Origin of the sequence: Streptomyces griseoluteus, from assembly GCF_004784465.1 — a bacterium.
In the GTDB taxonomy this organism is placed as follows: Bacteria; Actinomycetota; Actinomycetes; order Streptomycetales; family Streptomycetaceae; genus Streptomyces; species Streptomyces griseoluteus.
Genome location: NZ_SRRU01000006.1, coordinates 59,764 through 86,381, shown reverse-complemented (window position 1 = coordinate 86,381; position 26,618 = coordinate 59,764). Strand labels below are relative to the sequence as shown.

The following is a 26,618-nucleotide window of genomic DNA, read 5'->3' as shown; positions in this document are numbered from 1 at the left end:
CGACGGCCCGCAGCACGAAGGCCCGGCCCCCACGAGGGGAGCCGGGCCTTCGGTGTCCGTGCGGACTCGACCTAGTCGAGGTAGTCGCGCAGCACCTGCGAACGCGACGGGTGGCGCAGCTTCGACATGGTCTTCGACTCGATCTGGCGGATGCGCTCACGCGTCACGCCGTAGACCTTGCCGATCTCGTCCAGGGTCTTCGGCTGACCGTCGGTGAGACCGAAGCGCATCGACACGACGCCGGCCTCGCGCTCCGACAGGGTGTCGAGCACCGAGTGGAGCTGCTCCTGGAGGAGCGTGAAGCTGACGGCGTCGGCGGGGACGACGGCCTCGGAGTCCTCGATGAGGTCACCGAACTCGCTGTCGCCGTCCTCGCCCAGCGGGGTGTGCAGGGAGATGGGCTCGCGGCCGTACTTCTGGACCTCGATGACCTTCTCGGGGGTCATGTCGAGTTCCTTGGCCAGCTCCTCCGGGGTGGGCTCGCGGCCCAGGTCCTGGAGCATCTGACGCTGCACGCGCGCGAGCTTGTTGATGACCTCGACCATGTGCACCGGGATACGGATGGTGCGGGCCTGGTCGGCCATCGCGCGGGTGATCGCCTGACGAATCCACCAGGTGGCGTACGTGGAGAACTTGTAGCCCTTGGTGTAGTCGAACTTCTCGACCGCGCGGATCAGACCGAGGTTGCCCTCCTGAATGAGGTCCAGGAAGAGCATGCCGCGGCCGGTGTAGCGCTTGGCCAGGGAGACCACCAGACGGAGGTTGGCCTCCAGGAGGTGGTTCTTGGCGCGGCGGCCGTCCTCGGCGATGATCTCCAGCTCGCGCTTGAGCTTCGGCGCGAGCTTGTCGGAGTTGGCGAGCTTGTCCTCGGCGAACAGACCCGCCTCGATGCGCTTGGCCAGCTCGACTTCCTGCTCGGCGTTGAGCAGGGGGACCTTGCCGATCTGCTTCAGGTAGTCCTTGACCGGGTCGGCGGTGGCGCCGGCCGCGGCGACCTGCTGCGCGGGCGCGTCGTCCTCGTCCTCGTCGGACAGCACGAAGCCGGCGGCCTCGGTGCCCTCGGGCTCGTCGGCGGTCTTGGTCTCCTCGACGACCTCGTCCTCGAGAAGCTCGGCGTCGTCCTTCTTGGCGCTGGTCTTCTTGGCCGCCGTCTTCTTGGCGGTGGTCTTCTTCGCGACCGTCTTCTTGGCGGTGGTCTTCTTGGCAGCGGCCTTCGTGACGGAGGCGGCGTCGTCGGCGTCCTCACCCGTGGCGGCGGCCGGAGCGGCCGTGGCCTTGCGGGTGGTCACCGTCTTCGCCGCGACCGTCTTGGTGGCGGTGCGCTTGGCCGGGGTCTTCGCTGCGACGCTCTTGCGGGTGCGCTTGGGCTCTGCGGCACTGACCATCAGCGTCACACCCTCTTCCTCAAGGATCTGGTTGAGGCTGCGCAGTACGTTCTTCCACTGAGTGGCCGGAATCTGGTCAGCTTCGAAGGCCCGACGCACATCGTCGCCGGCGATCTGCCCCTCAGCCTTTCCCCGCTCAATGAGCGCCATGACAGAGACGGACTCGGCGATCTCCGGCGGGAGCGTACGGGATGTGCTGGCCGACACGAACAACCTCTCGGAACGTTGGAAAGCGGCTTCCGGCACCGTCCGTCATGGACAGGAGCCGACCACCGGCCTGGGGATGGGCCGACGGCGCGGGCGGGGCCGGGAAGAGACACAGCGCCTGGCACGGCGTCCGTATTCCCTTCGCGGCTGTTCACCTCTTAGGTCATCGCGCTGTTTCCGGGAGCGTTACGCCCAATCCGCGTGGCCCGAGTCACACCCTCCCGACAGCCAAATGCGATCACATGTGAAGGAAGCGGTCCGCTGCCGATTTCCGTCTTGATCACTTCGCCGGTCCGGGTGGCCTGTCGTACCGCCGGACTCGGCCGGATTCCTGGGAGTCCGGCCGAGTCCGGCGACGGCGGGACCCGGTCGCGGTACCGCCATCTCGATCACTGGGGCGCGCCACGGGCGGGCACGCCGTCCGCATTCCCGTCAGTGCTCGCGCGGGGCGGGGACCACGCGCTCCACCTCGGGGTGGACGGTGAGGAGCTGGCGCATCGCGCCCTCGGCCACGGCGCCGTCGCCGCTCCCGAGCCCCTCCACGATCCGCGCGTGCTGGGCGACGGACGCCTCGGTCGGCCGCTCACAGCCGGTGGCGGGGCCGCCGGAGACCTGGAGGGCGGCGGAGACGATCCCGGACAGGTGGTCCAGCATCCGGTTGCCCGCGACCTGGATGAGCAACGCGTGGAATTCGACGTCGGCCCGCGAGAAGGTCAGCGCGTCACCCTGGGCGAGGGCGTGGCTCATGATCTCCACCAGGTCGACGAGGCGCTGCTGCACGTCCTCGCGGCCGTGCCCGGCGGCGAGGCGGGCGGCGAGCGGCTCGATCGTCCAGCGCAGTTCGTTCAGCTCACGGCGCTGGTCGTCGCGCTGCGGGCCGAAGGCGCGCCATTCGATGATGTCCGGGTCGAGCAGGTTCCAGTCGCTCACCGGACGCACGCGGGTACCCACGTTCGGCCGGGCGCTGACGAGGCCCTTGGCCTCCAGGACCCTGAGGGACTCGCGCACCACGGTGCGGGAGACCTCGAAACGCTGGCCGATCTCCTCCGGCACCAGCGGGCGGTCGGCACCCAGGTCGCCGGAGACGATCATCTGACCGAGCTGCTGGACGAGCTGGCCGTGCAGTCCGCGCCCGCGACTGCCCGCAGCGCGCCGGCCCACGCGGCCCAGGTCGGAATCGGCGCCCTCCCAGGCGGGCGCCGCCACGCGGTCGGCCATCGGGGCCTCGGCGTAGGGGTAGCGGTCGAGTTCGCCCGGTCCGGCGAGGCCGGAGTCGGCGGAGCGGGCGGCGGTCATCATGGTGTGCGCAAGGGTACTCACGCATCTTTTGTCGGCGTTGCCTCCAACTGCCTTGAGGGCTTTGGTGAAAAGCACACGAAAGGGTGATCGCTCACCCCGTCGCAATTGACGCCTTATCGGAAATAAACGGGCTTTCTGTGGGGAGTTGTGTGCACAGCGGCTCGGAAACCGCACCCCCGGGCCTCATCTCGCCCTGGCGCGCAGCGTCGTGATCAAGTACGCGCACAGCAGTGCGGCGAGCGACAACGTCATTGCGCCACCCACGGGTTGGGCGATCACTCGCGCAAGTCCCAGCAGACAGCGTTCCCCTCCGAAGGGCCACTGGAGAAGAAGCACCTCCCGCATCCGCACGTGAATCCCGGCCGCGACTCGCACATATGAGCCTTCGAAGAATCGGTGCACGAGCGGGACGACGGCCACCGGCACCGCGAGTACGGCCGCCAGTCCCGCCGCCGTGGACCGGAACACCCCGGCCGCCAGCACACCGGCCCACGCGCAGCCGACCATGAGCGCCAGCCAACTCGCACACAGCGGCAGCCAGTCTCCGGGGACCTGGACCAATTCCCGGCCGTAGACGAGATAGAGAAGCTCGGCGTCACAGCCCAGGGCGAGAAAGGCAAGCGTCCCCGCGGTGATTCCGGAGACGAAGAGCTTCGCGGTGAGGAGCCCCAGCCGTCGGGGAACGGTGCCCCGGTCCGCCGCCAGCGCGGGATGCCGGAACTCGTCCCCGAAGGCGAGCGCACCGAGCAGCCCCGCCGCGAGTGCGACCGGCGGCAGCGGCAGTTCGCGCGGCCAGGCGGCGAACAGGCGTGCCTGCGGGGTGTGCCCGATACGGGCCAGCACCACGGCGGTGATCGCGGACACGACGAGGGCGACACCACAGACGACGTATCCGGTGCTGATTCCGGTGGCGCGCCGTAGTTCGTAGCGCAGGGGACGGAGGGGGCTGCGTACGGAGCGGACGGCGACGGGGAGCGGCAGGGGCTCGGAGGCATCTGCGGTCTCGGCTTGCTCCGGCTCCGCGTCCCCCTCCGGCACTGCAGCGTCTTCGGCCGGCGCCGGCTGTTCCACCTCAACCGGGTCCATCCGCATGTCACCGACCTCATCGGCGAGTTGGTGGATGAGGATGCCGTTCCGGAAGGCGGTCTCGCCGACGTCCGCCGTCGTGCTGCCGTACACGGAGAGGCGGTTGCCCTCCTCGCGGACGACCTCCACGGAACGCTGTTCGGTGCGGGCCTCCGTGGTGAGCAGGTGGGCCAGGCGTGAGGCGTGGGGACTGCGGACGGCTACCCGCGGCCGGAGCCGGGTACGGGCGAACTCCACCGCCTCCAGGTCGGCGGCGACCCGGCCCGCATCGAGGGTGACGATGTGATCGGCGTGCCGGGCGGCCTCCTTGGGGTCGGCGGTCGTGAGAAGTACGGCGCCACCGTGGCCGGCATACTCCCGCAGGGTGGAGTGCAGCCAACGTGACTCCGGTGCGGAGAGTCCGGCGGCCGGTTCGTCCAGCACAAGGGTGTGCGGGTCGGGCAGCAGGGCGCAGGCCAGGCCGAGTCGACGGTCCATCCCGAGGGACAGCGTGCCGAGCCGTTCCTCGCGGAGGCTGACGAGGCCGACCTCCTCCAGCACGTCGTCGGCCCGCCTGGCCGGGACGCCGGCCGCAGCGCAGAGCATGCGCAGGTGGTTACGGACCGTGCGGGAGGGGTGTCCCGGTACATCGCCGAGGAGTACGCCGACTTCGTGTGAGGGGTGGGCGATGCAGTGCAATGGGCGCCCTCTGAAGTAGGCGATGCCGCGCCCTCGCTGGAGTTCGAGCATCAGTCTGAGCACCGTCGTCTTGCCCGCGCCCCCCGCTCCGAGCAGGGCGGTCACCTGGCCGGAGCGCGCTTCGAAGGAGACGTCCTCGACGGCGGGCGGCTGGTCTTTGAGGGAATCACTGGTCAGTCCGACAGCCTGGATCACCTGACGGAAGATAGCGCGCTATGTCCTGTTTTCCAGGTATCGCCTCTTCTGTCCGGCAGTTGTTCGGCGGAGGGTCAACCTGCATGGCTCACTTGCCCGATGAGCGTCCCGCGCGCGACCGCTTCCCAACTGCCACGCCCGTGATGGTCAGGCGTCCGGCCTCAGACCTCCGGGCGGAGCATCGGGGGGTTGAGCAGAGTGGCGCCGCCCGCCCGGAAGAGCTGTGCGGGCCGGCCACCCTGGCGTGTGGTGGTGCCGCCCGTGGGGACGAGGAAGCCGGGCGTGCCGGTGACCTTGCGATGGAAGTTGCGGGGGTCGAGCGCCACGCCCCAGACGGCCTCGTAGACCCGTCGCAGCTCACCGACCGTGAACTCCGGCGGGCAGAACGCGGTGGCCAACGACGAGTACTCGATCTTGGAGCGGGCGCGCTCCACTCCGTCGGAGAGGATCAGGGCGTGATCGAAGGCCAGGGGCGCCGTCGGTTCGCCGTCACGGCCGTAGCCTCCCTGCTGGAGCAGTTCCTCCACCGGTGCCCAGCGCGCGTTGCTCGCGTCGCCGCCCGCACGCGGGGCGGGCAGGTCGGGCGCGAGAGCGAGGTGGGCGACGCTCACCACGCGCATACGCGGATCGCGCTTCGGGTCGCCGTAGGTGGCGAGCTGCTCCAAGTGGGCACCGTGGTCCTGCGCCGGAGTCGCCGGGTCGTGCGCCCGGAGTCCCGTCTCCTCTGCCAGCTCGCGCGCCGCCGCCTGGGCGAGGTCCTCGTCGTCCCGTACGAAGCCGCCGGGGAGCGCCCACCGCCCCTGGAAGGGCGACTCGCCCCGGCGTACCGCCAGCGCACACAGGGCGTGGCGGCGCACGGTCAGCACGACCAGGTCCACGGTGACGGCGAAGGGCGGGAACGCTGAGGGGTCGTAGGGCATGCCGCGATCATAGTCGTCTTCCTGACGATAAACACTCTGTTCGCTGGGAGGATCGGTGAATCCGCTGGGACCCGGACGGAGTGATCAGGCAGTCCGGGGCGCCTGCTCAGCCGTCCTCCCCGTCGTGACAGGTCTTGCCGACTCCGGAGGGGGTGGACCGTGAGCGGGTCGGGCGCCTGGTCTGGGCTTGCGGGCGCTGAGTACAGGGGCCGGAGTTACGGGGAGCGGTCTTGCCAGGGGCGGTGTCGCCCGGGCCGGTGGAGCGGGGGCGGCGCTTTCGGCGCGGTGGCGTGGCCGGGTCCGCCTCCGTCGTGTCCTGCACGGCGAGGGAGGCGTCCGGAGGGAGCTGGGAGCCGGATTTCTGCTCCGGAATGTTGGGCGCCGTTGAGGGTGATCCCTCCCCCGGTGTCCGCCCGTCCCGTTCCTGCCGGAGGCACCTGCGGATCGACTCCGGGTCCAGGCCCTCGTTGCACGCCCGGTGCAGGAGCTGGGCGAAGAGGTAGTGCGGGTCGGCACCGAGGGCCATGGCCAGGGCCTCTCGGGCCTCGATGTCGTCGCCGGTCGACCAGGCGACCCAGCCGGCCAGGGTCAGTGGAGCCGCCGCGTGTTCGCGGTACGGGCCGACGCAGCGGCGGGCCAGTGCCCGCCAGAGCCGCAGGGCGGGCGCGCCATCGTCACCCTCCATCCACGCAGCCGCCCGGTCGCGGGTCGTGCGGTCCTGCAGACCGAGGATGAGGGTGGCCGCCTCGTCGTGGCCGAGGAGCGCGTCGTCGCGGACGTCCGCCGGGTGGACGCCCGACACCGGCGCGGCCTCGGCGAACCGGCGGATGATCCGTCCGGCCAGGTCCAGCGTCTCCTCGGCCACCTCGGCGCGGCTGGCGTCGTCCAGGATGCGGGGCACCAGCGACATGCCGGCGGCGTCCAGCGCGACCTCCTGCTCCAGCGCGGCCGAGGTCTCCCAGGGCTGCATCCTCGCGCGCAGCTCCCGCAGCGAGCCCCGTACGTGGATGCCGGCGTAGGTGGCCGCGGCCGCCATGGCCGTGGTGCCCGGCATGCCCATCGGCGTGCCGTCGGGCGGGCAGCAGCTCTCCACCGGGCAGACGTAGGACCAGAAGCGGGCGTCCGAGACGCACAGCGCCTCGATCACCGGTACGTCGAGACTGCCGCACTCGGTGCGGAGCAACTGGGCGAGCGGAGCGAGCCGGAGCATCACGTCCCGCCCCGTCTCCCCCGGCCGTGGCTCCTGGCAGACGTAGGCCACGATTCGGTCGGGCCGGGAACCCCGCCGCCGGGCGCCGATCACCAGCCCTCTGGCGATCTGCCGCGCCGCCGCCTGCCAGTCCTCGACGCCGGCCGGAATGCCGAGGCGGGCACGCCCGCCGAAGTTGCCCCGGTCGAGCAGGCTGACCAGCACCATGCTGTCCTCCGGGCGGTACCCCAGCAGATACGGCAGCGCGTCGGCCAGCTCGGCCGGGGTGCGCAGGGCGATCGGGGTGTCGGGCGTGATCTGCCCGTCGAAGGACACTCCCGCCGCGATGTCACCGTTTTCGAAGGGTTCGGTCGTTTCGCCGTGATTCGTCATGCGCCGACGATCCCGCGAATCTGGAAATCCCGCTGGGCCTGTGGATAACGGGTCCTGTGGATAAGTCGAAGCAGGGACACGACAAGCAACACCCGCCCGCCCCACGGGCCCTGCCCCCGACAGCCGACCTCACCCCGCCGCAGCCAGCACCAACGGCAGAACTTCCCCCGCCCCCGCCCGCCGCAACAACCGCGCCGCGACCGCCAGACTCCACCCGGACTCGGTCCGGTCGTCCACGAGCAGCACCGGCCCCGGAGCACCGGCCAGAGCCTCCGCCAGTTCGCCCGGCACCGTGAAGGCCGACGCCAGCGCCTGCAGCCGCTGAGCCGAGTTGCTGCGATGTGCCTGATGCGCCCCGGCCTCCCCGCTGTACGCGAGCGCACCCAGATACGGCAGCCGCCCGATCTCGGCCACCCGCTCCGCGAGCGAGGCGACAAGCTGCGGTCGGCTCACCGAGGGCATGGCGACGACACCGACCGGACGGGCCATGGCGTCCGGCGTGTTCGACGCCCACCCACCGGCCGAGCGCGCCCAGTCCGCGAGGACCTCCACCACGGCCTTCAGCACGTCCTGCGGGACCGGCCCGTCAGGCGTCTGCTCGGCCAGCAGCGGCCGGAGCCGGTTGCCCCAGCCGATGTCCGAGAGCCGGCCCAGGGCACGCCCGGTGGCGCACTGCTCCTTCGCCGGGATGCGGCCCTTGAGGTCGATGCCCAGCGCGGGCATCCCCGTGGGCCACATGCGGCGCGGCTCGATCTCCACGCCGGGCCGGTCCAGTTCACCGGCGGCGGCTGTCAGCGCCTCGGCGGAGACGGCCGTGTCGATCCAGGCACCCGCGCAGTTGTCGCAGCGCCCGCACGGAGTGATCTCCACGTCGTCGAGCTGGCGGCGCAGGAAGGCCATCCGGCACTCGTCCGTGCCGACGTAGTCCCGCATGGCCTGCTGTTCGGCGGCGCGCTGGCGGGCGACCCAGGCGTAGCGTTCGGCGTCGTAGACCCATTCGGCGCCGGTGGCCGTCCAGCCGCCCTTCACCCGGTGCACGGCGCCGTCCACGTCCAGCACCTTGAGCATGAGTTCCAGCCGGGTGCGCCGCAGGTCCACCAGCGATTCCAGCGCGGGCACGGACAGCGGGCGGCCCGCGTCGGCGAGGGCGGCCAGGGTCTGGCGGACCTGGGACTCGGGCGGGAAGGCGACCTCGGCGAAGTACCGCCAGATCGCCTCGTCCTCCTTGCCCGGCAGCAGCAGCACATCGGCGTGTTCGACGCCTCGGCCCGCGCGGCCCACCTGCTGGTAGTAGGAGATCGGGGAGGACGGCGAGCCGAGGTGGACGACGAAGCCCAGGTCGGGCTTGTCGAAGCCCATGCCCAGCGCGGAGGTCGCCACCAGGGCTTTGACACGGTTGTCCAGCAGGTCGGCCTCGGCCTGCTGGCGGTCGGCGTTCTCCGTCCGGCCGGTGTAGGAGGCGACGGCGAAGCCGCGTGCGCGGAGGTAGGCGGTGACCTCCTCGGCGGCCGAGACGGTCAGCGTGTAGATGATCCCGGAGCCCGGCAGCTCGTTCAGGTGCTCCGCCAGCCACGCCAGCCGGTGCGCCGCGTCGGGCAGCCGCACCACGCCGACCCGCAGGCTCTCCCGGTCCAGCCGCCCCCGCAGCACCAGCGCCTCGCCCGCGCCGGTGCCCAGTTGCTCGGCCACGTCCGCCGTGACGCGCGCGTTGGCCGTGGCGGTCGTGGCGAGCACGGGCACGCCGGGCGCCAGTTCCTGGAGCATGGTGCGAAGCCTGCGGTAGTCGGGGCGGAAGTCGTGGCCCCAGTCGGAGATGCAGTGCGCCTCGTCCACGACCAGCAGGCCGGTGGTGGCCGCCAGCTTGGGCAGCATGCGGTCGCGGAAGTCGACGGAGTTGAGCCGTTCCGGGCTCACCAGCAGCACGTCGACCTCGCCGCGCTCCACCTCCTCGTGGATGGCATCCCACTCCTCGGGGTTGGCCGAGTTGATGGTGCGGGCCTGGATGCCTGCCCGCGCGGCCGACTCGACCTGGTTGCGCATCAGCGCCAGCAGCGGCGAGACGATCACCGTGGGACCCGAGCCGCGACGGCGGAGCAGCGCGGTGGCCACGAAGTACACGGCCGATTTGCCCCAGCCGGTGCGCTGCACGACCAGGGCCCGGCGCCGGTCCACCACCAGGGCCTTGACCGCCTCCCACTGGTCCTCCCGCAGCCGCGCCGAACCCTCCGGCGCGCCGACCAGCTCGGCGAGGACGGCGTCGGCTTCGGTACGCAACTGCTCCAGGTCGTTCATGCCCCCATGCAACCGCACCCCACTGACATCCGGCCACTCGCCTTACGGACGGCTCCCCGTCGGCCGGACCCGCTCCTCCTCTGACGCAGGGACCGGCGCGTCCGCGCGTGCCCCGGCCAGGGCAATGAGGGCGGCGAGCAGTGCGAACAGTCCGCCCGCCCACAGTCCCGAGCGGGCGCCGAGGGTGTGGGTGGCGGTGCCGACGAAGAGGGCGCCGAGCGGGGTGCTGCCCTGCAGGATCACGGTGTAGAGGGCCATCACCCGGCCCCGGTGAGCCGGGTCGCCGCCCAGTTGGATGCGGTGGTTCGCCGCCTGGACGAAGTAGAGCGAGGCGAATCCGGTCGGCACCAGCAGCGCCAGTGCGACGGACAGGTTCGGCGCCCACCCCGTGATCAGCTCCAGTGCCCCGAACCCGCATCCCCAGGCGGCCACCAGCCGCGCCGAGGGGCGGGTCCGGCGCAGGGTGCCGACCAGCGCGGCCAGCAGGGAGCCGCCGGCGAGCGCGGCGGTGAGGAGGCCGAAGGACGCGGCCTCGGTGTGGAACACCACGCGGGCCATGAGCGGCAGTGTCAGGGGCAGGTTGAGGCCGAAGAGGGCGACCGCCGCGACCAGGGCGAGTGTCGTGAGCAGGTCGGGCCGGGTCCGCAGATGGGCCAGGCCCTCGATGACGCGCGCGGGCGTGTCGGTGCGGGGCGCGCGGTGCAGCTCCGCCGGGCGCATGGCGCGCAGCCCGGCGACCGCGGCCGTGTAGCTGACGGCGTTGAGCAGCATCACGGTCCCCGTGCCCGACCACTGGATGAGCAGCCCGGCCAGCGAAGGGCCCAGCACGCGCGCGATGTTGAAGTAGGCGCCGCTCAGCGCGGAGGCGTTGGGGAGCAGTTCGGGGCCGACGAGTTCGGTGATGAAGGACAGCCGGGCCGGGACCTCCACGGCGTTGGCCACGCCGAGCGCGGCGGCCGCGACGTAGATGTGCCAGAGCCGGGCGGCGTCGGCGGTCACGAGCAGGCCGAGGGCGAGGGCGAAGACGCCGGACGCGATGTTGGCGCCGGTCAGGAGGGCGCGTTTGTCGTACCGGTCGGCGAGCCGGCCGCCGTAGAGGGTCAGCAGGAGGACCGGGGTGAACTGGAGGGCGGTGACGGTGGCGAGTGCCCCGCCGGAGTCGCCGGTCAGCTCCAGTACGAGCCAGTCCTGGGCGACGGCCATCATCCAGGTGCCGGTGGCGGAGGCGATCTGGCCCGCCGCGAAGAGCCGGAAGTTGCGCACCTTGAGGGAGCGCAGGCTGGTGGCGAGCAGGGGGCGGCCGGTTCCTCGCGTCATGATCCGGTCCTACCAGCGGCGCTCGCTCGTGGGCCGAGCCGCGCCGGGCGCGACCCAGATCGCGGCTGCGCACGCGTGGCCGGGATCTGGGAAACGCCGCCTTAAGTCACCGCGTCCTTTCAAACGCCGGGCGACGCACGGCTTCCAATGGCGGCAACCCGGCCTGGGCGCGATACCAGTCGGCGTACTCCGGGAAGCGCCCGGCGAATCCGGCGCCCGGTTCGACGCCGAACTCGCGCCACAGCGACTCGTCGGTGAACCAGTGGTCGACGGCGAGCATGCCGAGGTGGTGGCGGGCGGCGGGGTGGCCGAGCACCCGCTGCCGGGCGGTCTCGGCCGAGATGCGCGGGGCGCCCTCGGTGAAGATCCCGAAGGTCTCCGCCACGGTGGACAGCAGCAGTTCCCCCGCCACGGGATCGGGATGGGTGACGTAGTGGACGCGTCCCTCTCCGTCCGCCGGGCCCGTCGTGGCCGCCGCGACGGCGATCCGGCCCAGGGTCTCGACGTCGATCATCGACTGGAGCCCGGCCCAGCCGTCCGGGAGGCCGCCCAGGGTGCGCAGCAGGGCCAGGATGCCGGGGATCACCCAGCGGTCGCCCCGGCCATGAACGAGGTGGGGGCGCAGAACCGTTCCGCCCGCCCCGAGCACGTGTTCCTCGGCGGCCGCGCGGGTGCGACTGGTGTCCGAGGCGGGAGCGACGGGCACTTCGCCGGGCCGGGCATCGCGGAAGGGCCCGCGTCCGTGTACGGCGGCCGTGCTGAGGTACACGAACCGCGTGACTCCGGCCCGGCGCACCTCGTCCGCCAGGGCGCGGGTGCCGAGGTCGTTGGCCTGGCGGAGCAGCTCCGCGTCGCCGCCGATCAGCCCCGCACAGTGCACGACGCCGTCCACGTCCGCGCAGACGCCGTGCAGCGAGGCGGTGTCGGTGAGGTCGCCGTACACGTACTCGGCGTCCGGGTCGGGTGTGGTCGGCGGAGTGCGGACGAGCAGCCGGAGCCGTACGTCCTCGGCGGCGCCCGCGGCCCTCAGTACGTGTCCTCCGATGAAACCGCTCGATCCGGTGATGAGCAGGCGCCGGGTCATCGGGCCACCTCGGGGGTGTCGCCGAGGGTGGCCGTGAAGACGGCCTCGTCGCCCTGAAGGCCCTCGACATGGACGATGACATCACCCTCCGGGGAGGTTTCGCGCCGGGCGCGGACAAGACACGGCTCGTCGAGTTCGGCGTACCGGTGGAAGGCGATCGCCAGCGAGGCGGGCAGGAAGCGCCCCTCGGGAGACAGCGCGACGGCGGCCTGCCGGGCGGCCTCCAGGAGCACCATGCCGGGGACGTGGTCGTTGGCCCGCGCGAAGAGCGTGGGATGCGCGGTGTCGAGCCGCAGCCGCCACCCGGCCCCCTCCTCAGAGGGCGCGAGCACCACGTCCCTGGGGTCACGCCGTCCGACCCGCTCGGGCGGTACGCCGTCCAGCAGCGGCACGGGATCGCCGGCGGCGTCCAGCCTGTCGCCGCGCAGCCTGCGGTAGGCCCGCTCCGACGTGCAGCTCAGGCTGCCGGTACTCGTGGCCAGGAGCCGCCCGCCACGCTGGAAGGTGAGCCGCACCCTCATCCCGGCCAGGCTCCTGGCCCGCATCTGGACCTCGGAGCACTGCACGACGACGTCGACGCGGCCCGAGGCGTCCGAAAGGCCGAAGCCGGCCGTGGCGAGGGCGTACTCCATGTCCCACATCACGAAGTGGTGGGCGGCCGGGACGCCGTACTCGGCGTGGGCCAGCATCATCGCGGTCTGCCGCATGGTCTCCGCGACCAGCAGCGGGTCCTGGACCCCGCCGGGGAGCGGAGCGAAGAAGCGGTGGGCGGCGGGCCAGTCGGCGACGACCAGATAGCGGTGTTCGGCCAGCCGGGTCCATTGCTGGGGGAAGGCGTCGTCGGCGTCCGGCCGGTGCACGAGTTCTCCGGTGGCCCGGCCGCCGTGCACGGGAGGTTGACCGGTGTCGCCGGAGTCGGGTACAAGAACCAGCGGGTCGGTCTGGTCTTCGGGCGATGCGGCGGGGTCCGGTGCCTGCGTCATGACCGTCCGTACGGCCGATGAGGTACCGATGACGGCGCGGTCGGCTATGAAGCTGATGCCTTCAGACATGGATTGCCCTTTGAGTCCGGTGTGATCAAGGCTCGTTCCCCCTCGACAAAATACTGACAGTCCGGTTCTCTTCGTGTGCGAACCTGACCAAGCTCTGACATAGAAACAGGGGCGACAGCCCATGGCACGCCAAGCACGCGCGATCCAGACCCGCAAGACGATTCTGCTGGCAGCGGCCGCCGTCTTCGACGAACGCGGTTACAGCGCCGCCACGATCACCGAGATCCTCGCGCGCGCCGGGGTCACGAAGGGTGGCCTGTACTTCCACTTCGCCTCCAAGGAGGAGCTGGCCCTCGGGGTGATCGCGGCCCAGCTCGAAGTGGGCCCGTTGCCGCCGCAGCGCACCAAGATGCAGGAACTCATCGACCAGGGGCTGCTGTTCGCGCACCAGCTACGGCACGACCCGTTGACGCGGGCCAGCGTGGGCCTGGCGATGGACCAGTGGGGAGAGGGGCCGGAGCGCAGCAACCCGTTCCACGGCACGCCGTTCCAGTCCTGGGCGAACCGGCTGACCCAGTTGCTCGCGGAGGCGCGGGAGCGCGGCGAGCTGCTGCCGCACGTGGACCCGGCGGAGACCGCCGAATTGCTCGCCGGCTCCTTCACCGGCATCCAGTGGATGTCGCAGATCCTGTGCGAGCGCGCCGACCTCGACGAGCGGGTGACGGTCCTGCTGAGACACCTGCTGCCCAGCATCACTCTCCCCCAGCTCATGCCCACCCTGGACCTCGCTCCGGACCGCGCCGAGCGCCTGCTGGCCCAGCGGCCCGCGGAGGCGGAGGAAGGCGAGGAGGACGAGGGCGAACCCTCTGCTCGCATCAGCGCCTGAAACTCCCTCCGGCGGCCCGTCAGCGGCCCTCGTGCCGTCACAGGCGTCGTCCGTGGTCTCTGTGGGTAGGGATATAAGCCCCGGACCATCAGATAAGTGTCGGCGGCCTCAATTGCTCGTTGCCGCAATCAAGTTCGACAGGAAGAATTGAAGTCCGCTCCCCGCACGGCTCGCCCGTGTTCCGGCTGGGCTTCACTGCGGTGCGCGCTCCCCCGAATTCCGACCTCGCCCGCAGTGTGGGCGCGTAGCCGAAGGGAGGAACGTGACCTTCGGATTCGCCTCGTCCTCGGCGGCCTCGTTGTCGACGTCCGCGTCCGCCGCTTCCGTCAGCCGCCTGCTCGAACCCGCGGAGTGGGCCGCCGCCGGAATCCCCCTGCTGCGCAACCCGCGCGAGGTCGTCAGCGGCCTGCACGTCCGCCATCGCCCGCGGCCGTCCACCGCGATCGTGGCCGTCCTCGATCCGGACGAACGGCTGCTGGCCAGCGCCTCGTTCACCCGGCGCTCCGCCCCGGCGGACGGCTGGATGTTCCGCAACGCGCTGCTGGACCAGTTGCGCCGGGTCATCCCGCACGATCTGCGCCGCCGGACCCCGGTGCGCACCGCCGTGCTGCTGTACTGCCGCGAGGGCGACGCGCGCTGGACGGAGGAGGACGGCGCCTGGATGTGGGGGCTGCGTGACGCCTGCACGCTGCACGGGCTGCGCTGCGGCGCGTACATCACGCTGACGCACGACGGCTGGCAGGTGCTCGGCGAGGGGCGCGGCGGACGCCATCCCCACGCGCACTCCGCCCCGGAGTCCTTCGCCCTGTCCGAGTCGCCGCCCCTGATGCCGCGCACCGGCGGCCCCGTCTCCGAGGTCATGCGCCGGGCCGCGGCCCGCTGAGCGAACTCCTGCCCGGCGCCGGGCACTTCGGCACCGTGCGCCGGGAAACCACTGCGGCGCCGCGCGGGCCGAGCAGCCGCCCGCTGCCTTGTCACGGCGGAGCGGCTGTCCGGCGCGTGCGGCGCCGTCGGTCGTGCGGTGGGGTCAGACCCCGGCGCCCAGCACCGCGTTGATCTGCTGCGGGTCGCCGCAGACGATCAGCAGGGCTCCGGCCCGCGTGTGGGCGACCGGCAGGGCGGTGGCGGCAGCGGCGGCGTCGTCTCCGTTGACGGCGACGATGACCACGGGCCGGGAGGCGGCACGGGCGGCCATGGCGCCGTCGGCGTAGAAGACGTCGTCACCGGCGTCGTGCTGCGCCCAGTAGGACGCCTCGCCGAAGGACAGTTCGTGCTCGGCCCACGGGTGCCGGGCACCGGTGGTGAGCACCAGCACCTCGCCGGGGGCGCGGCCGGAGTCGAGCAGCAGGTCCAGCGCCTCCTCGGCGGCGTCGAGCGCGCCCTCGGCCGAGGCCGGGATCAGCTGGATCTGGGGACCGGCCGCGGGAGCGGCGGGAACGGCCGGACCCGACGGGCCCGGCTTGGCCGGGGACACGTCACGCGGCGCGCGCTGCGCCGGCGGCGCGGGCCGCGGGGGGCCGGGCCGGCCGGGGCGGGCCGGAGCCGCGGGGCGGGGGCCGGGTACGGGACGAGGGGTCGGTGCGACGCGGCTGCTGGCCGGAGTCGCGACGGGACCCTGGGCACTCTCGTGAATCTGAGGCTCCTCGGGAAGGAGAGGCATGAGCTGATTTTTATCAAACGTTGGTACGACGCCGATGGCCGGGTGGCACATCGGCGGCGGGCGGAAGCGTCAGAAATCGAAGCCGAGCTGGCCCTCGATCACCGGGACGCCGCCGTCCACGAGGCTGCGGACCTTCTTGAGGTGCCGCCACCGGGGCAGCGCATCAAGATACGCCCACGACAGGCGGTGGTACGGGGTGGGGCCCCGCTCCTCCAGTGCGGCCTTGTGCACCGGCGACGGATACCCGGCGTTGTCCGCGAATCCGAAGTCTGCATGGCCGGCACCGAGTTCGGCCATCATTTTGTCGCGGTACACCTTGGCGATCACCGAGGCCGCCGCGACGGCCACACAGGACTGGTCGCCCTTGATCACCGTGCGCACCCGCCAGGGGGCACCGAGGTAGTCGTGCTTGCCGTCGAGGATGACGGCCTCGGGCCGGACCGGCAGGGCTTCCAGGGCGCGGACGGCGGCCAGCCGCAGGGCGGCGGTCATGCCCAGGTCGTCGATCTCCTCCGCAGAGGCGTGACCGAGGGCGAAGGCCGTCACCCAGGACCGCAGTATCCCGTCCAGCTCCGTACGGCGCTTGACCGTCAGGAGCTTGGAGTCGGTGAGCCCTTCGGGCGGGCGGCGCAGTCCGGTGACCGCCGCGCAGACGGTGACGGGTCCGGCCCAGGCACCCCGCCCCACTTCGTCGACGCCGGCGATGACCTTCGCCCCGGTCGTGGCGCGAAGGGAGCGCTCGACGGTATGAGTGGGTGGTTCGTACGGCATGGCGGACTCAGACTACGCCGCCCCGCCGCCGCCCCGACACCCCGGCCCCACCTAGCCGGGAACATCCGAGCGGCGACCCGCGCGTCACGCGCGGCCCGGCACCCACTCCGGCAGCGCCTCGGTCCGTTCCAGCCACTCAGCGGGCGGCGCTCCCGCCGCTCCAGCGGCCAGGACGCCGCCGACGATCGCGCACGTCGTGTCCACGTCCCCGCCGACCTGTGCGGTCGTCCAGAAGGCGTGCTCGAAGTCGCCGAGGGCCCGCGCGGCCGACCACAGGGCGAAGGGGACGGTGTCGTGCGCGCTGGTCCGGCGCCCGCAGCCGAGGACGGCCGCCACGGTGGCCGCGTCCCCGTAGTCGAGCATGTCCCGCGCGCGGCGCAGACCGGCGCCCACGGCGCTCCGGGGCACCAGGGCGATCACGCCGTCCAGCAGGGCCTCGGGAGCCGGCGGGCCGCCCGCAGCGGCCGCCAGCGATGCGGCGGCGGCCACGGCCATGGCGCCGGCCACCGCCTCGCGGTGCTGGTGGGTGATGTAGGCGGAGACCTCTGCCTGGTGGGTCGCCTGCTCGGGGTCGTCGGCGTACCAGGCGCCCAGGGGCGCGATGCGCATCGCGGCGCCGTTGCCCCAGGAGCCCCGGCCGTCGAAGAGCTGGGCGGCGAGTTCACGCCAGTCGGCGCCTTCGCGGACGAGCCGGAGGAGGCGGTTCACGGCGGGGCCGTAGCCCCGGTCGAAGTCGTGGTGATCGGCGAAGGACCGGGCCAGTTCGTCCTGGTGGACCATCTGGTGCGCGGCCAGGACCGAGACGACGGAGCAGGCCATCTCCGTGTCGTCGGTCCACTGCCAGGGCCCGGCGGGCAGCTCGCGCCGCTTGAGCAGCGGGTGGTTGGCCGGGACGAAGAACTGGGAGCCGAGCGCGTCGCCCACCGAGAGGCCACGCAGACTGGCCAGGGCGCGCTCCAGGCGCCCGGAGGGGAGGGAGGAGGATTCAGGGATCATCTTCCCGCCAGCCTATCCGCCGATCCAGTGCGGGACCGGGTCCCGCCAGCGCTCGAAGGGCTTGTCCAGGGCGTACTTGCCGTCCTCCCCGAGAACGAGCATGCGCACCTCGGCGTTCCCCGGATTCGACAGTGACTCGAAGTCGGCCACCGTCCAGTGGAACCACCGCATGCAGAACAGCCGCATCGCCAGGCCGTGCGTCACCAGGAGGACGTTCGGCGGGTGGTCGGGCTCCTCGAAGCTGCGGAACAGGCTCTCCAGGAAGCCGCCGACCCGGTCGTAGACGTCGGCGCCGGACTCGCCCTGCGGGAAGCGGAAGAAGAAGTGGCCGTACGCGTCCCGGTACGCCTTCTGCAGCTTCACGTCGTCGCGTTCCTGCCAGTTGCCCCAGTCCTGCTCGCGCAGCCGGGGCTCCTCGCGCACCCGTATGAGGTCCGGGTCGAGCCGGAAGGCGTCCAGCGTCTCGTGGGTGCGACGGTACGGGGAGACGTAGACGCTCACGCGCTCGTCGCCGAAGATCTCCCGCAGGTGCCTGCCGGTCTCCTCCGCCTGCTCCCGGCCGCGGTCGGTGAGCGCGAGGGCGTGGTCGGGCTCGCGCTCGTACACGGAGTCATCGACGTTGCCCACTGACTCCCCGTGCCGGACAAGGACGATGCGCCGTGGTCGTGCCATGTCGGAAACCCTACGGGGAGCGGGGCGGAGCCGTGCACTCGTACGGCCTTCATACGGTGTAGGTCACACCGCTCACCCGGCTCAGACCGTCCAGGAGGGCTCCAGCTCCACGATGTCGCCGGTGAGGGAGGCGATGTCGGCCTCGGTCTGGGCGCGCAGGGCCAGCCGCTCCACGCGTTCGGTGCGGTACTTTCCGTGTTCGGCCGCCGCGCGCCACATCGACAGCACCAGGAAGTCGTGTTCGGCCGCCTCGCCGAACATGCCCCGGATCATGCCGGGAGAGCCGGCCATCGCGGGGTTCCAGACCTTCTCCTGCATCAGCGTGAAGTGCTCGACCCGTTCCTCGTGGACCCGGCACAGGGCGACCCGGACCAGGTCGGCGTCGGTGAACCGGGGCTCGAAGCCGGTCTTCACGTCGAAGCGGTACTCGAACAGCTTGGCCTGGGAGTCCTTGAACGTGCCGGACTGGGACGCGGCCAGCCGGTCGTGCGAGCGGGCCATGAAGGAGTCGTAGAAGGCGCGGCTCTCCCAGAAGGCGAAGATGTGCGCCACTCCCGGCCGGTGCCGGCTCCAGCCTCCGCCCTGTCCCCGAAACCCCGGCTCCCCCAGAAGCCCCGCCCATTTCCGCTGCCCGCGCTCGAACCCGCGACGGTCCACTACGGTGCAGCGAATCCACTTGACCAGCACCGCGCCATCGTAAGGCCACCGGGCGTGGCGTCGGTCACGCTCTGGCGGAGTTCGCCCGCGCACCGGTGTCATATGCGTGACACGATGGGAAGAAGTCCCAGCGACAAGGGAGTTGGGGATGATGGCGCTTCAGGGGGAAGGGGAAGCCTGGTGACCGGGGTCAGCAAGGGAATCCGCGAGGTCGAGGTCGCGCTCAAGTGGGACCCCAGTCCGGCGGGGCGTCCGCCCTCCGACCTGGACATCGTCGCCGCGACGTTCACGGCGGCGGACGCGTACGGGGAACCGGCCTATCTGGTGCACTTCGACAGCCGCTCCCCGGACGGCACGATCTTCCTCAACCGGGACAGCCCCGACGGCAAGGGGTTCGGCTGGGACGAGGTCATGAAGCTCGAACTCGGCCGCCTGGACGCCCGCTACGCGCGCGTGGTGGTCGGAGTCGTCATCCAGCAGAGTCCGAACCGCAGCACGTTCGCCTCGGTCCTCAACCCCGCGGTCCGCGTCGCGGAGGGCTACACAACCCTCTTCGAAGCCGACTTCACCGCTGCCCGGGACGCCACGGCTGCCGTGGTCGCCGAGTTCACCCGCGACACCTCGGGCGAATGGACCTTCCACCCGGGCGTCCACGGCTTCGACGAGGACCCGGCCACGTTTACTCGGGTGATGGGCTCCAAACGTCGTACTTGAGCATTTCGACGCCCCGGCCGGCGTGTACGCGCCCTCGGCCGTCCCGTGCACCCCTGACGGCGAAAGGGGCGCCGGCCCACTGGCCGACGCCCCTTCACCGGGCCCGTGTCACGGGCTCAGCCGTTGATCAGCTGCAACCGCTGGTCGAGCCGCAGCCCTCGCAGATGTAGCAGGAGCCGGCGCGCTGCATCTTGGTGCCGCAGGAGAAGCAGAGCGGAGCGTCGGCCTGGATGCCGAGCTGCATCTCGACCAGCTCGGCGCTGGTGTGCGCCTGCCTGGGGGCCGGCTTGGCGGCCTCCGACTCGGCCTTCGGAGTGGCCACGGCCGTCAGCTCGGTGTGACGCGGGGCGGACTGGGCCAGACCCTCGACGTCGACCTCGTCCTCCTCGAGGGACGGCTCGTACGAACCGGTCTCCAGGTGACGCTGACGCTCCTCGGCGGAGTGGATGCCGAGCGCGGAGCGGGTCTCGAAGGGGAGGAAGTCCAGCGCCAGGCGACGGAAGATGTAGTCGACGATCGACTGCGCCATCCGCACGTCCGGGTCGTCCGTCATACCGGCCGGCTCGAAGCGCATGTTGGTGAACTTCGAGACGTAGGTCTCCAGCGGCACGCCGTACTGGAGGCCCACCGACACGGCGATGGAGAAGGCGTCCATCATGCCCGCGAGCGTCGAGCCCTGCTTGGACATCTTCAGGAAGACCTCGCCGAGACCGTCGTCCGGGTAGGAGTTGGCGGTCATGTAGCCCTCGGCGCCGCCGACCGTGAAGGACGTGGTGATGCCGGGACGGCCCTTGGGCAGACGCTTGCGGACGGGGCGGTACTCAACGACCTTCTCCACGGCCTCGCGGATGGTCGCCTCGGCCTTCTCGGTGACCTCGGCCTTCTCCTGCTCCTTCTTCTTGGCGGAGAGCGGCTGGCCGACCTTGCAGTTGTCGCGGTAGATGGCGAGCGCCTTGACGCCCAGCTTCCACGCCTCGAAGTAGATCTCCTCGACCTCCTCGACGGTCGCCGTCTCCGGCATGTTGACCGTCTTGGAGATGGCGCCGGAGATCCAGGGCTGGATCGCGGCCATCATGCGGACGTGGCCCATCGGGGAGATGGCCCGCTCGCCCATGGCGCAGTCGAACACCTCGTAGTGCTCGGGCTTGAGACCGGGGGCGTCGATCACATTGCCGTTCTCGGCGATGTGGGCGACGATCGCCTCGATCTGCTCCTCCTGGTAGCCCAGGCGGCGCAGGGCCTGCGGCACGGTGCCGTTGACGATCTGCATCGAGCCGCCGCCGACGAGCTTCTTGAACTTCACCAGCGCGAGGTCCGGCTCGACACCGGTGGTGTCGCAGGACATCGCCAGACCGATGGTGCCGGTCGGGGCGAGCACGGACGCCTGCGAGTTACGGAAACCGTTCTTCTCGCCCAGGCGCACCACGTCCTGCCACGCCTCGGTGGCGGCGGCCCACACGGGGTTGTCCAGGTCGTCCATGTGGACGGCCACGGCGTTGGCGTCGGCGTGCTGCTTCATGACGCGCTTGTGGGCGTCGGCGTTGCGGGCGTAGCCGTCGTACGGGCCGACGACCGCGGCCAGTTCGGCGGAGCGGCGGTAGGCGGTGCCGGTCATCAGGGAGGTGATGGCACCGGCGAGGGCGCGGCCGCCGTCGGAGTCGTACGCGTGGCCGGTCGCCATCAGCAGGGCGCCGAGGTTGGCGTAGCCGATGCCGAGCTGGCGGAAGGCGCGGGTGTTCTCGCCGATCTTCTGGGTCGGGAAGTCCGCGAAGCAGATCGAGATGTCCATCGCGGTGATGACCAGCTCGACGACCTTCTGGAAGCGCTCGGTCTCGAAGGACTGGTTGCCCTTGCCGTCGTCCTTCAGGAACTTCATCAGGTTCAGCGAGGCCAGGTTGCAGGACGTGTTGTCCAGGTGCATGTACTCGCTGCACGGGTTCGACGCGGTGATCCGGCCGGACTCGGGGCAGGTGTGCCAGTTGTTGATCATGTCGTCGTACTGGATGCCCGGGTCGGCACAGGCCCAGGCCGCCTCGGCGATCTTGCGGAAGAGCGCCTTGGCGTCGACCTCCTCGATGACCTCACCGGTCATACGGGCCCGCAGGCCGAAGTCGGTGCCGTTCTCGACCGCGCGCATGAACTCGTCGTTCACGCGGACCGAGTTGTTGGCGTTCTGGTACTGGACGGACGTGATGTCGTCGCCGCCCAGGTCCATGTCGAAGCCCGCGTCGCGCAGGACGCGGATCTTCTCCTCCTCGCTGACCTTCGTCTGGATGAAGTCCTCGATGTCGGGGTGATCGACGTCGAGGACGACCATCTTGGCCGCGCGGCGGGTGGCGCCACCGGACTTGATGGTTCCGGCGGAGGCGTCGGCGCCCCGCATGAAGGAGACGGGACCGGAGGCGTTGCCGCCCGAGGAGAGCAGCTCCTTGGAGGAGCGGATGCGGGACAGGTTCAGACCGGCGCCCGAACCGCCCTTGAAGATCATGCCCTCTTCCTTGTACCAGTCGAGGATCGACTCCATGGAGTCGTCGACGGACAGGATGAAGCAGGCGGAGACCTGCTGGGGCTGCGGCGTGCCGACGTTGAACCAGACCGGGCTGTTGAAGCTGAAGATCTGGTGCAGCAGGGCGTAGGCCAGCTCGTGCTCGAAGATCTCGGCATCGGCGGGCGAGGCGAAGTAGGAGTGGTCCTCGCCGGCCTTGCGGTACGTCTTCACGATGCGGTCGATGAGCTGCTTGAGCCCGGTCTCGCGCTGCGGGGTGCCCACGGCACCCCGGAAGTACTTGCTGGTGACGATGTTGACCGCGTTCACCGACCAGAAGTCGGGGAACTCGACGCCACGCTGCTCGAAGTTGATCGAGCCGTCGCGCCAGTTGGTCATGACGACGTCACGGGGCTCCCACGCCACCTCGTCGTACGGGTGCACGCCGGGGGTGGTGTGGATGCGCTCGACGCGCAGCCCCTTGCCGGCCTTGGTGCCCTTGGTGCGGGAACCTCGTGCCGGACCGCTCGCCGTCTCTGTCATGCCGCCTCCCATGTACGGGCGAAAACGCCCTGAAATGCCCCGATGTTCCCAGGGCACGTGGTCTGTCTGGTGTCGCGGGCACCCTCAGCTACGACCCGCGACAGGTCTTCGGTGCGCCGGCCGGTCAGTCGGCGGCGCGTGCGGGCACGGGGACCTGGGTGGTCCGTCCCGTCCCGCTCTGGTCTTCCTGGCTCCCCGAGGCCGCGTCCTCGACGTGTCCGTCGTCCGCGGCGGGGTCCGGCGTCGCTTCGCGCAGTTCGGCGATGGCGGCCTCGAAGTCCTCCAGCGAGTTGAACGCCCGGTAGACCGAGGCGAACCGCAGATAGGCGACGAGGTCGAGCTCCTGCAGCGGGCCGAGTATGGCCAGCCCCACGTCGTGGGTGGTCAGCTCGGCACTCCCGGTGGCCCGCACCGCCTCCTCGACCCGCTGGCCGAGCTGGGCGAGCGCGTCCTCGGTGACGGGACGTCCCTGGCACGCTTTGCGCACACCGTTGATCACCTTGGTGCGGCTGAACGGCTCGGTGACGCCGGACCGCTTCACCACCATGAGCGAACACGTCTCCACGGTCGTGAAACGACGGGAGCAGTCGGGGCACTGGCGGCGCCTGCGGATCGACGTACCGTCGTCGGTCGTACGACTGTCGACCACCCGGCTGTCGGGGTGCCTGCAGAAGGGGCAGTGCATGATCTCCAACCCTCCTCACAGCAGACTCGATGGCCTCGCCGGACCTCAGGGGCCTCACGAAGCAGCCCCAAGCATAGGCGATCGAAGAGGCCCGGAAGACCCGGGGTCGAAGATCAACCACAACTTGTGGGGGCCTGTAGCCGTCTCACCACTAGATGTAGGGATGGCCCAGATTTCGCGGCGGATGCGCGTGTCGCTGTGGACAGAGCTGCCGGGAGCGGTCCGAGGAGGCGCCGGGGCGACACGCAAGAGCGTTCCACACAGCCGCGCGCACCCACGGGGATACCGTGAACACCGCGCGAAGCGCTCGGGGAATTACGGCGGGGATCACACCGCGGATGGACCCGGCCACCGGTCGGTCACCGTTCGAATGGCACACTGGCGACGACCGCGAGGCCATTCGCCCCGGCGGTGAAGAGTACACAATGAGCACTTTTGCCCGCCGGACGTCGCGCAAGCCATACACCCGGACACTTGATCGCGTCAGGCGAATCGCACTTTTTCACTCGAACGTGTGTTTGGCGCAACCTTTCGAAAGCCACTACCGTTGTGCAGCAGGGAGACCATCGAGAGGGGCCGACGTGACCACGACCGCAGACAGTGCCGCCATCACCGCCCAGGACCGCTCCCAGGGCCGGGTGGAGTCGGTGCACGCGATGAACGAAGCCGCGCCCGAGGGCCACAAGCGCTCCCTGCCGGGCCGACCTCCAGGCATCCGCGCGGACAGCTCGGGGCTCACCGACCGACAGCGCCGGGTGATCGAGGTCATCCGCGACTCCGTGCAGCGTCGTGGCTACCCGCCGTCCATGCGGGAGATCGGCCAGGCCGTCGGCCTCTCCAGCACCTCCTCGGTCGCGCACCAGCTCATGGCTCTGGAGCGCAAGGGCTTCCTGCGCCGCGACCCGCACCGGCCCCGCGCGTACGAGGTGCGCGGCTCCGACCAGGCGGTCAGCGTGCAGCCCACGGACACCGCCGGCAAGCCCGCCGCGTCGTACGTCCCGTTGGTCGGCCGTATCGCGGCCGGTGGCCCGATCCTCGCCGAGGAGTCCGTCGAGGACGTCTTCCCCCTCCCCCGGCAGCTCGTCGGCGACGGTGAGCTGTTCGTCCTCAAGGTCGTCGGTGACTCCATGATCGAGGCCGCTATCTGCGACGGCGACTGGGTCACGGTCCGCCGCCAGCCCGTCGCGGAGAACGGCGACATCGTGGCCGCCATGCTCGACGGCGAGGCCACGGTCAAGCGCTTCAAGCGCGAGGACGGCCATGTCTGGCTCCTCCCGCACAACGCGGCCTATGAGCCCATCCCCGGCGACGACGCCACCATCCTCGGCAAGGTCGTCGCGGTGCTCCGCCGCGTGTGACGCCCGCACCGGACAAGCCCCCCCCGGCTCGTCCCCCTGTACCGGGCCCCGGAACCCCTGCGCCGGTTCCGGGGCCCTGCCATTGCCGTCAACGACGGGAGCGGGCCCGTACACCGGGGCGCCCCCGCCTCAGGCTCACTCCTCCTCGGCCTGCTTGGCCATCGCGTCGATCGCCGCGAGCGACTTGCGTACCTGATTGCGGTCGGTCGTGGTCCAGAAGTCGGGCAGAGACGCCTTCAGGTACGACCCGTAGCGAGCGGTCGCCAGCCGCTGGTCCAGGACCGCGACCACACCACGGTCCCCGGACGCCCGGACGAGCCGGCCGGCGCCCTGGGCCATGAGCAGCGCGGCGTGGGTGGCCGCGACCGCCATGAACCCGTTGCCCCCCGCGTCCTCCACCGCCTTCTGGCGGGCGCTCATCAGCGGATCGTCGGGACGGGGGAACGGGATCTTGTCCATGACCACGAGCTGACAACTGGGCCCCGGCACATCCACGCCCTGCCACAGCGACAGCGTGCCGAAGAGGCAGGTACGGGGGTCGGCCGCGAAGTTCTTGATCAGCTCGCCGAGCGTCTCCTCGCCCTGGAGGAGGATGGGGAACTCGGGGATGCGCACCCGCAGTTCCTCCGCCGCGAGCTGGGCGGCCCGCATGGAGGAGAACAGGCCGAGCGTGCGGCCGCCGGCGGCCTGGATCAGCTCGGTCAGCTCGTCCAGCATGTCACCGCGGTCGCCGTCCCGGGCGGGGCGGGCCAGGTGCCTGGCGATGTAGAGGATGCCCTGCTTGCGGTAGTCGAAGGGCGAGCCGACGTCGATGCCCTTCCACTGCGGCAGGTCGTCGCCCTCGGTGCCCTCCGGAGCCAGGCCCAGTGAGGCGCCGACACCGTTGAAGTCGCCACCGAGCTTCAGGGTCGCCGAGGTGAGGACGACGCTGCGGTCGGTGAAGAGCTTCTCGCGGAGGAGTCCGGAGACCGACATCGGGGCGACCCGCAGGGAGGCGCCGAAGCGGTCGTGGCGCTCGTACCAGACGACGTCCCACTCCGAGCCGTTCAGCACCCGCTCGGCGACGGCGTACACCGTCTCGACGGAGGCCACCGCCTGCTTGCGGACGGCGTCCTCGTCCTGGACGGACTTGTCGCGCGTCGAGCCGAGCGCGGTGATCACCGTGCGGGCCGCGTCGCGCAGGGCGGCCAGGGCGTAGCCGAGGTCCTCCGGGATCTCCTCCAGGCGGCCCGGCAGGGCCAGCTCCATCAGCCGCTCGAAGCCCTCGGCGGCGGTCTGGAGCTGGTCGGCGGCCTTCTCGTTGACGAGCTTGGCCGAGCGGCGGACCGCCCGGTTGACCTGGCCGGGGGTGAGCTCGCCGGTGGCGGCGCCGGTCACCCGGGAGACGAGTTCGTGCGCCTCGTCCACGATCAGCACCTCGTGCTGCGGCAGCACCGGGGCGCCCTCGATGGCGTCGATCGCCAGCAGCGCGTGGTTGGTCACCACGACGTCCGCGAGCTTGGCGCGCTCACGGGCCATCTCCGCGAAGCACTCGGCCCCGTACGCGCACTTCGAGGCGCCGAGGCACTCGCGTGACGACACCGACACCTGGGCCCAGGCCCGGTCGGAGACGCCCGGCGTGAGGTCGTCCCGGTCGCCGTTCTCCGTCTCGTCGGACCAGTCACGCAGGCGGAGCAGGTCCTGGCCCAGCTTGCTGGTGGGGGCGGCCGCCTCGAACTGGTCGAAGAGCCCGTCCTCCTCGTCCTGCGGCATGCCCTCGTGCAGCCGGTGCAGACACAGATAGTTGGAGCGGCCCTTGAGCATGGCGAACTCCGGCCGGCGCCGTAGCAGTGAATGCAAGGCGTCGACCGTGCGTGGCAGGTCGCGCTCCACGAGCTGGCGCTGGAGCGCGAGCGTGGCGGTGGCGACGACGACCCGCTCCCCGTGCGCGAGCGCGGGCACGAGATAACCGAGCGACTTACCGGTGCCGGTACCCGCCTGGACCAGCAGGTGGGAGGTGTCGTCGATCGCCTCGGCGACCGCTTCGGCCATGGTCACCTGGCCGGGGCGCTCCGTGCCGCCGACGGCGGAGACGGCGGCGTGGAGGAGTTCGGGGAGTGAGGGCTTCGTCATAGCCCGACCACCCTACGGCCCCGCACTGACAATCGTGCCCGC

General features: G+C 71.2%; 21 protein-coding genes. 4 read left to right on the top strand and 17 right to left on the bottom strand.

Annotated elements, in window-relative coordinates; all coding sequences use genetic code 11:
* Nucleotides 1-71: 71 nt before the first annotated feature.
* The 9 genes from E5082_RS17550 to E5082_RS17510 form a co-directional block, all read right to left on the bottom strand.
* A complete protein-coding gene (locus tag E5082_RS17550) occupies nt 72-1,592 on the bottom strand; it encodes an RNA polymerase sigma factor (protein WP_135792199.1) in 1,521 nt (506 codons plus the stop codon).
* Nucleotides 1,593-2,024: 432 nt separating this feature from the next.
* A complete protein-coding gene (locus E5082_RS17545) occupies nt 2,025-2,912 on the bottom strand; it encodes a FadR/GntR family transcriptional regulator (RefSeq protein ID WP_135792198.1) in 888 nt (295 codons plus the stop codon).
* 162 nt (nt 2,913-3,074) lie between these two features.
* Complete coding sequence (locus E5082_RS17540) at nt 3,075-4,850, bottom strand: ABC transporter ATP-binding protein (RefSeq protein ID WP_135792197.1); 1,776 nt, start codon at nt 4,848-4,850, stop codon at nt 3,075-3,077.
* Nucleotides 4,851-5,011: 161 nt separating this feature from the next.
* Nucleotides 5,012-5,770 (bottom strand): NUDIX hydrolase, encoded by a 759-nt coding sequence (locus E5082_RS17535; protein WP_135792196.1) that lies wholly within the window; start codon nt 5,768-5,770, stop codon nt 5,012-5,014.
* A 106-nt stretch (nt 5,771-5,876) separates the two neighbouring features.
* The gene (locus tag E5082_RS17530; protein ID WP_135792195.1) at nt 5,877-7,352 is read right to left on the bottom strand and encodes a DUF4192 domain-containing protein; all 1,476 of its coding nucleotides are present in this window, start codon (nt 7,350-7,352) and stop codon (nt 5,877-5,879) included.
* A gap of 129 nt (nt 7,353-7,481) precedes the next feature.
* Nucleotides 7,482-9,644, bottom strand: a complete 2,163-nt coding sequence (locus E5082_RS17525) for a RecQ family ATP-dependent DNA helicase (protein ID WP_135792194.1) — start codon at nt 9,642-9,644, stop codon at nt 7,482-7,484.
* A gap of 42 nt (nt 9,645-9,686) precedes the next feature.
* Nucleotides 9,687-10,961 (bottom strand): MFS transporter, encoded by a 1,275-nt coding sequence (locus E5082_RS17520; RefSeq protein WP_135792193.1) that lies wholly within the window; start codon nt 10,959-10,961, stop codon nt 9,687-9,689.
* A 106-nt stretch (nt 10,962-11,067) separates the two neighbouring features.
* Nucleotides 11,068-12,045, bottom strand: coding sequence for an NAD-dependent epimerase/dehydratase family protein (locus E5082_RS17515; protein WP_135792192.1), 978 nt, complete (start codon nt 12,043-12,045; stop codon nt 11,068-11,070).
* Nucleotides 12,042-13,097, bottom strand: a complete 1,056-nt coding sequence (locus E5082_RS17510; RefSeq protein WP_229918871.1) for a ScbA/BarX family gamma-butyrolactone biosynthesis protein — start codon at nt 13,095-13,097, stop codon at nt 12,042-12,044. The genes E5082_RS17515 and E5082_RS17510 overlap by 4 nt, the downstream gene beginning before the upstream one ends.
* Nucleotides 13,098-13,218: 121 nt before the next feature.
* Between E5082_RS17510 and E5082_RS17505 the strand changes: the two genes are divergently transcribed.
* Both E5082_RS17505 and E5082_RS17500 read left to right on the top strand, forming a co-directional pair.
* Complete coding sequence (locus E5082_RS17505) at nt 13,219-13,923, top strand: ScbR family autoregulator-binding transcription factor (RefSeq protein ID WP_135792191.1); 705 nt, start codon at nt 13,219-13,221, stop codon at nt 13,921-13,923.
* Nucleotides 13,924-14,185: 262 nt separating this feature from the next.
* Nucleotides 14,186-14,806 carry a hypothetical protein gene (locus tag E5082_RS17500; RefSeq protein ID WP_086694594.1) on the top strand — a complete coding sequence of 207 codons (621 nt, stop codon included), beginning with the start codon at nt 14,186-14,188 and terminating at the stop codon, nt 14,804-14,806.
* 144 nt (nt 14,807-14,950) lie between these two features.
* Here E5082_RS17500 and E5082_RS17495 read toward each other — a convergent pair whose 3' ends face one another.
* The 5 genes from E5082_RS17495 to E5082_RS17475 form a co-directional block, all read right to left on the bottom strand.
* Nucleotides 14,951-15,583: a hypothetical protein gene (locus E5082_RS17495; protein WP_135792190.1), complete on the bottom strand. Its 633-nt coding sequence runs from the start codon at nt 15,581-15,583 to the stop codon at nt 14,951-14,953.
* 69 nt (nt 15,584-15,652) lie between these two features.
* The gene (locus E5082_RS17490) at nt 15,653-16,354 is read right to left on the bottom strand and encodes a ribonuclease HII (protein ID WP_135792189.1); all 702 of its coding nucleotides are present in this window, start codon (nt 16,352-16,354) and stop codon (nt 15,653-15,655) included.
* Between the two features lie 84 nt (nt 16,355-16,438).
* On the bottom strand, nt 16,439-17,350 hold the full coding sequence (locus E5082_RS17485) for an ADP-ribosylglycohydrolase family protein (protein WP_135792188.1): 912 nt from the start codon (nt 17,348-17,350) through the stop codon (nt 16,439-16,441).
* Between the two features lie 12 nt (nt 17,351-17,362).
* Entirely contained in the window at nt 17,363-18,022 is a 660-nt protein-coding gene (locus tag E5082_RS17480; RefSeq protein ID WP_135792187.1) for a histidine phosphatase family protein, read from the bottom strand.
* A gap of 81 nt (nt 18,023-18,103) precedes the next feature.
* Nucleotides 18,104-18,709 carry a YdbC family protein gene (locus E5082_RS17475; RefSeq protein WP_086691818.1) on the bottom strand — a complete coding sequence of 202 codons (606 nt, stop codon included), beginning with the start codon at nt 18,707-18,709 and terminating at the stop codon, nt 18,104-18,106.
* Nucleotides 18,710-18,859: 150 nt separating this feature from the next.
* On the opposite strand from E5082_RS17475, the gene E5082_RS17470 reads away from it, so the two are divergent.
* Nucleotides 18,860-19,393 carry a TerD family protein gene (locus tag E5082_RS17470; RefSeq protein ID WP_135792186.1) on the top strand — a complete coding sequence of 178 codons (534 nt, stop codon included), beginning with the start codon at nt 18,860-18,862 and terminating at the stop codon, nt 19,391-19,393.
* 127 nt (nt 19,394-19,520) lie between these two features.
* Here E5082_RS17470 and E5082_RS17465 read toward each other — a convergent pair whose 3' ends face one another.
* Together E5082_RS17465 and nrdR are read right to left on the bottom strand one after the other, a co-directional pair.
* A complete protein-coding gene (locus E5082_RS17465; RefSeq protein ID WP_135792185.1) occupies nt 19,521-22,421 on the bottom strand; it encodes a vitamin B12-dependent ribonucleotide reductase in 2,901 nt (966 codons plus the stop codon).
* Nucleotides 22,422-22,545: 124 nt separating this feature from the next.
* Nucleotides 22,546-23,106 carry a transcriptional regulator NrdR gene (nrdR, locus tag E5082_RS17460; RefSeq protein ID WP_130337364.1) on the bottom strand — a complete coding sequence of 187 codons (561 nt, stop codon included), beginning with the start codon at nt 23,104-23,106 and terminating at the stop codon, nt 22,546-22,548.
* A gap of 581 nt (nt 23,107-23,687) precedes the next feature.
* Between nrdR and lexA the strand changes: the two genes are divergently transcribed.
* The gene (gene lexA, locus E5082_RS17455; protein WP_130337366.1) at nt 23,688-24,464 is read left to right on the top strand and encodes a transcriptional repressor LexA; all 777 of its coding nucleotides are present in this window, start codon (nt 23,688-23,690) and stop codon (nt 24,462-24,464) included.
* Between the two features lie 135 nt (nt 24,465-24,599).
* Here the strand turns inward: lexA and E5082_RS17450 are convergent, their stop codons facing one another.
* A complete protein-coding gene (locus E5082_RS17450) occupies nt 24,600-26,576 on the bottom strand; it encodes an ATP-dependent DNA helicase (RefSeq protein WP_135792184.1) in 1,977 nt (658 codons plus the stop codon).
* Between the last annotated feature and the right edge of the window lie 42 nt (nt 26,577-26,618).

Coding starts and splice junctions, on each gene's coding strand:
- E5082_RS17535 (WP_135792196.1), bottom strand. CDS start 5,770: ATGCCCTACGACCCCTCAGCGTTCCCGCCCTTCGCCGTCACCGTGGAC.
- E5082_RS17530 (WP_135792195.1), bottom strand. CDS start 7,352: ATGACGAATCACGGCGAAACGACCGAACCCTTCGAAAACGGTGACATC.
- E5082_RS17525 (WP_135792194.1), bottom strand. CDS start 9,644: ATGAACGACCTGGAGCAGTTGCGTACCGAAGCCGACGCCGTCCTCGCC.
- E5082_RS17520 (WP_135792193.1), bottom strand. CDS start 10,961: ATGACGCGAGGAACCGGCCGCCCCCTGCTCGCCACCAGCCTGCGCTCC.
- E5082_RS17515 (WP_135792192.1), bottom strand. CDS start 12,045: ATGACCCGGCGCCTGCTCATCACCGGATCGAGCGGTTTCATCGGAGGA.
- E5082_RS17510 (WP_229918871.1), bottom strand. CDS start 13,097: ATGTCTGAAGGCATCAGCTTCATAGCCGACCGCGCCGTCATCGGTACC.
- E5082_RS17505 (WP_135792191.1), top strand. CDS start 13,219: ATGGCACGCCAAGCACGCGCGATCCAGACCCGCAAGACGATTCTGCTG.
- E5082_RS17495 (WP_135792190.1), bottom strand. CDS start 15,583: ATGCCTCTCCTTCCCGAGGAGCCTCAGATTCACGAGAGTGCCCAGGGT.
- E5082_RS17490 (WP_135792189.1), bottom strand. CDS start 16,354: ATGCCGTACGAACCACCCACTCATACCGTCGAGCGCTCCCTTCGCGCC.
- E5082_RS17485 (WP_135792188.1), bottom strand. CDS start 17,350: ATGATCCCTGAATCCTCCTCCCTCCCCTCCGGGCGCCTGGAGCGCGCC.
- E5082_RS17480 (WP_135792187.1), bottom strand. CDS start 18,022: ATGGCACGACCACGGCGCATCGTCCTTGTCCGGCACGGGGAGTCAGTG.
- E5082_RS17465 (WP_135792185.1), bottom strand. CDS start 22,421: ATGACAGAGACGGCGAGCGGTCCGGCACGAGGTTCCCGCACCAAGGGC.
- nrdR (WP_130337364.1), bottom strand. CDS start 23,106: ATGCACTGCCCCTTCTGCAGGCACCCCGACAGCCGGGTGGTCGACAGT.
- E5082_RS17450 (WP_135792184.1), bottom strand. CDS start 26,576: ATGACGAAGCCCTCACTCCCCGAACTCCTCCACGCCGCCGTCTCCGCC.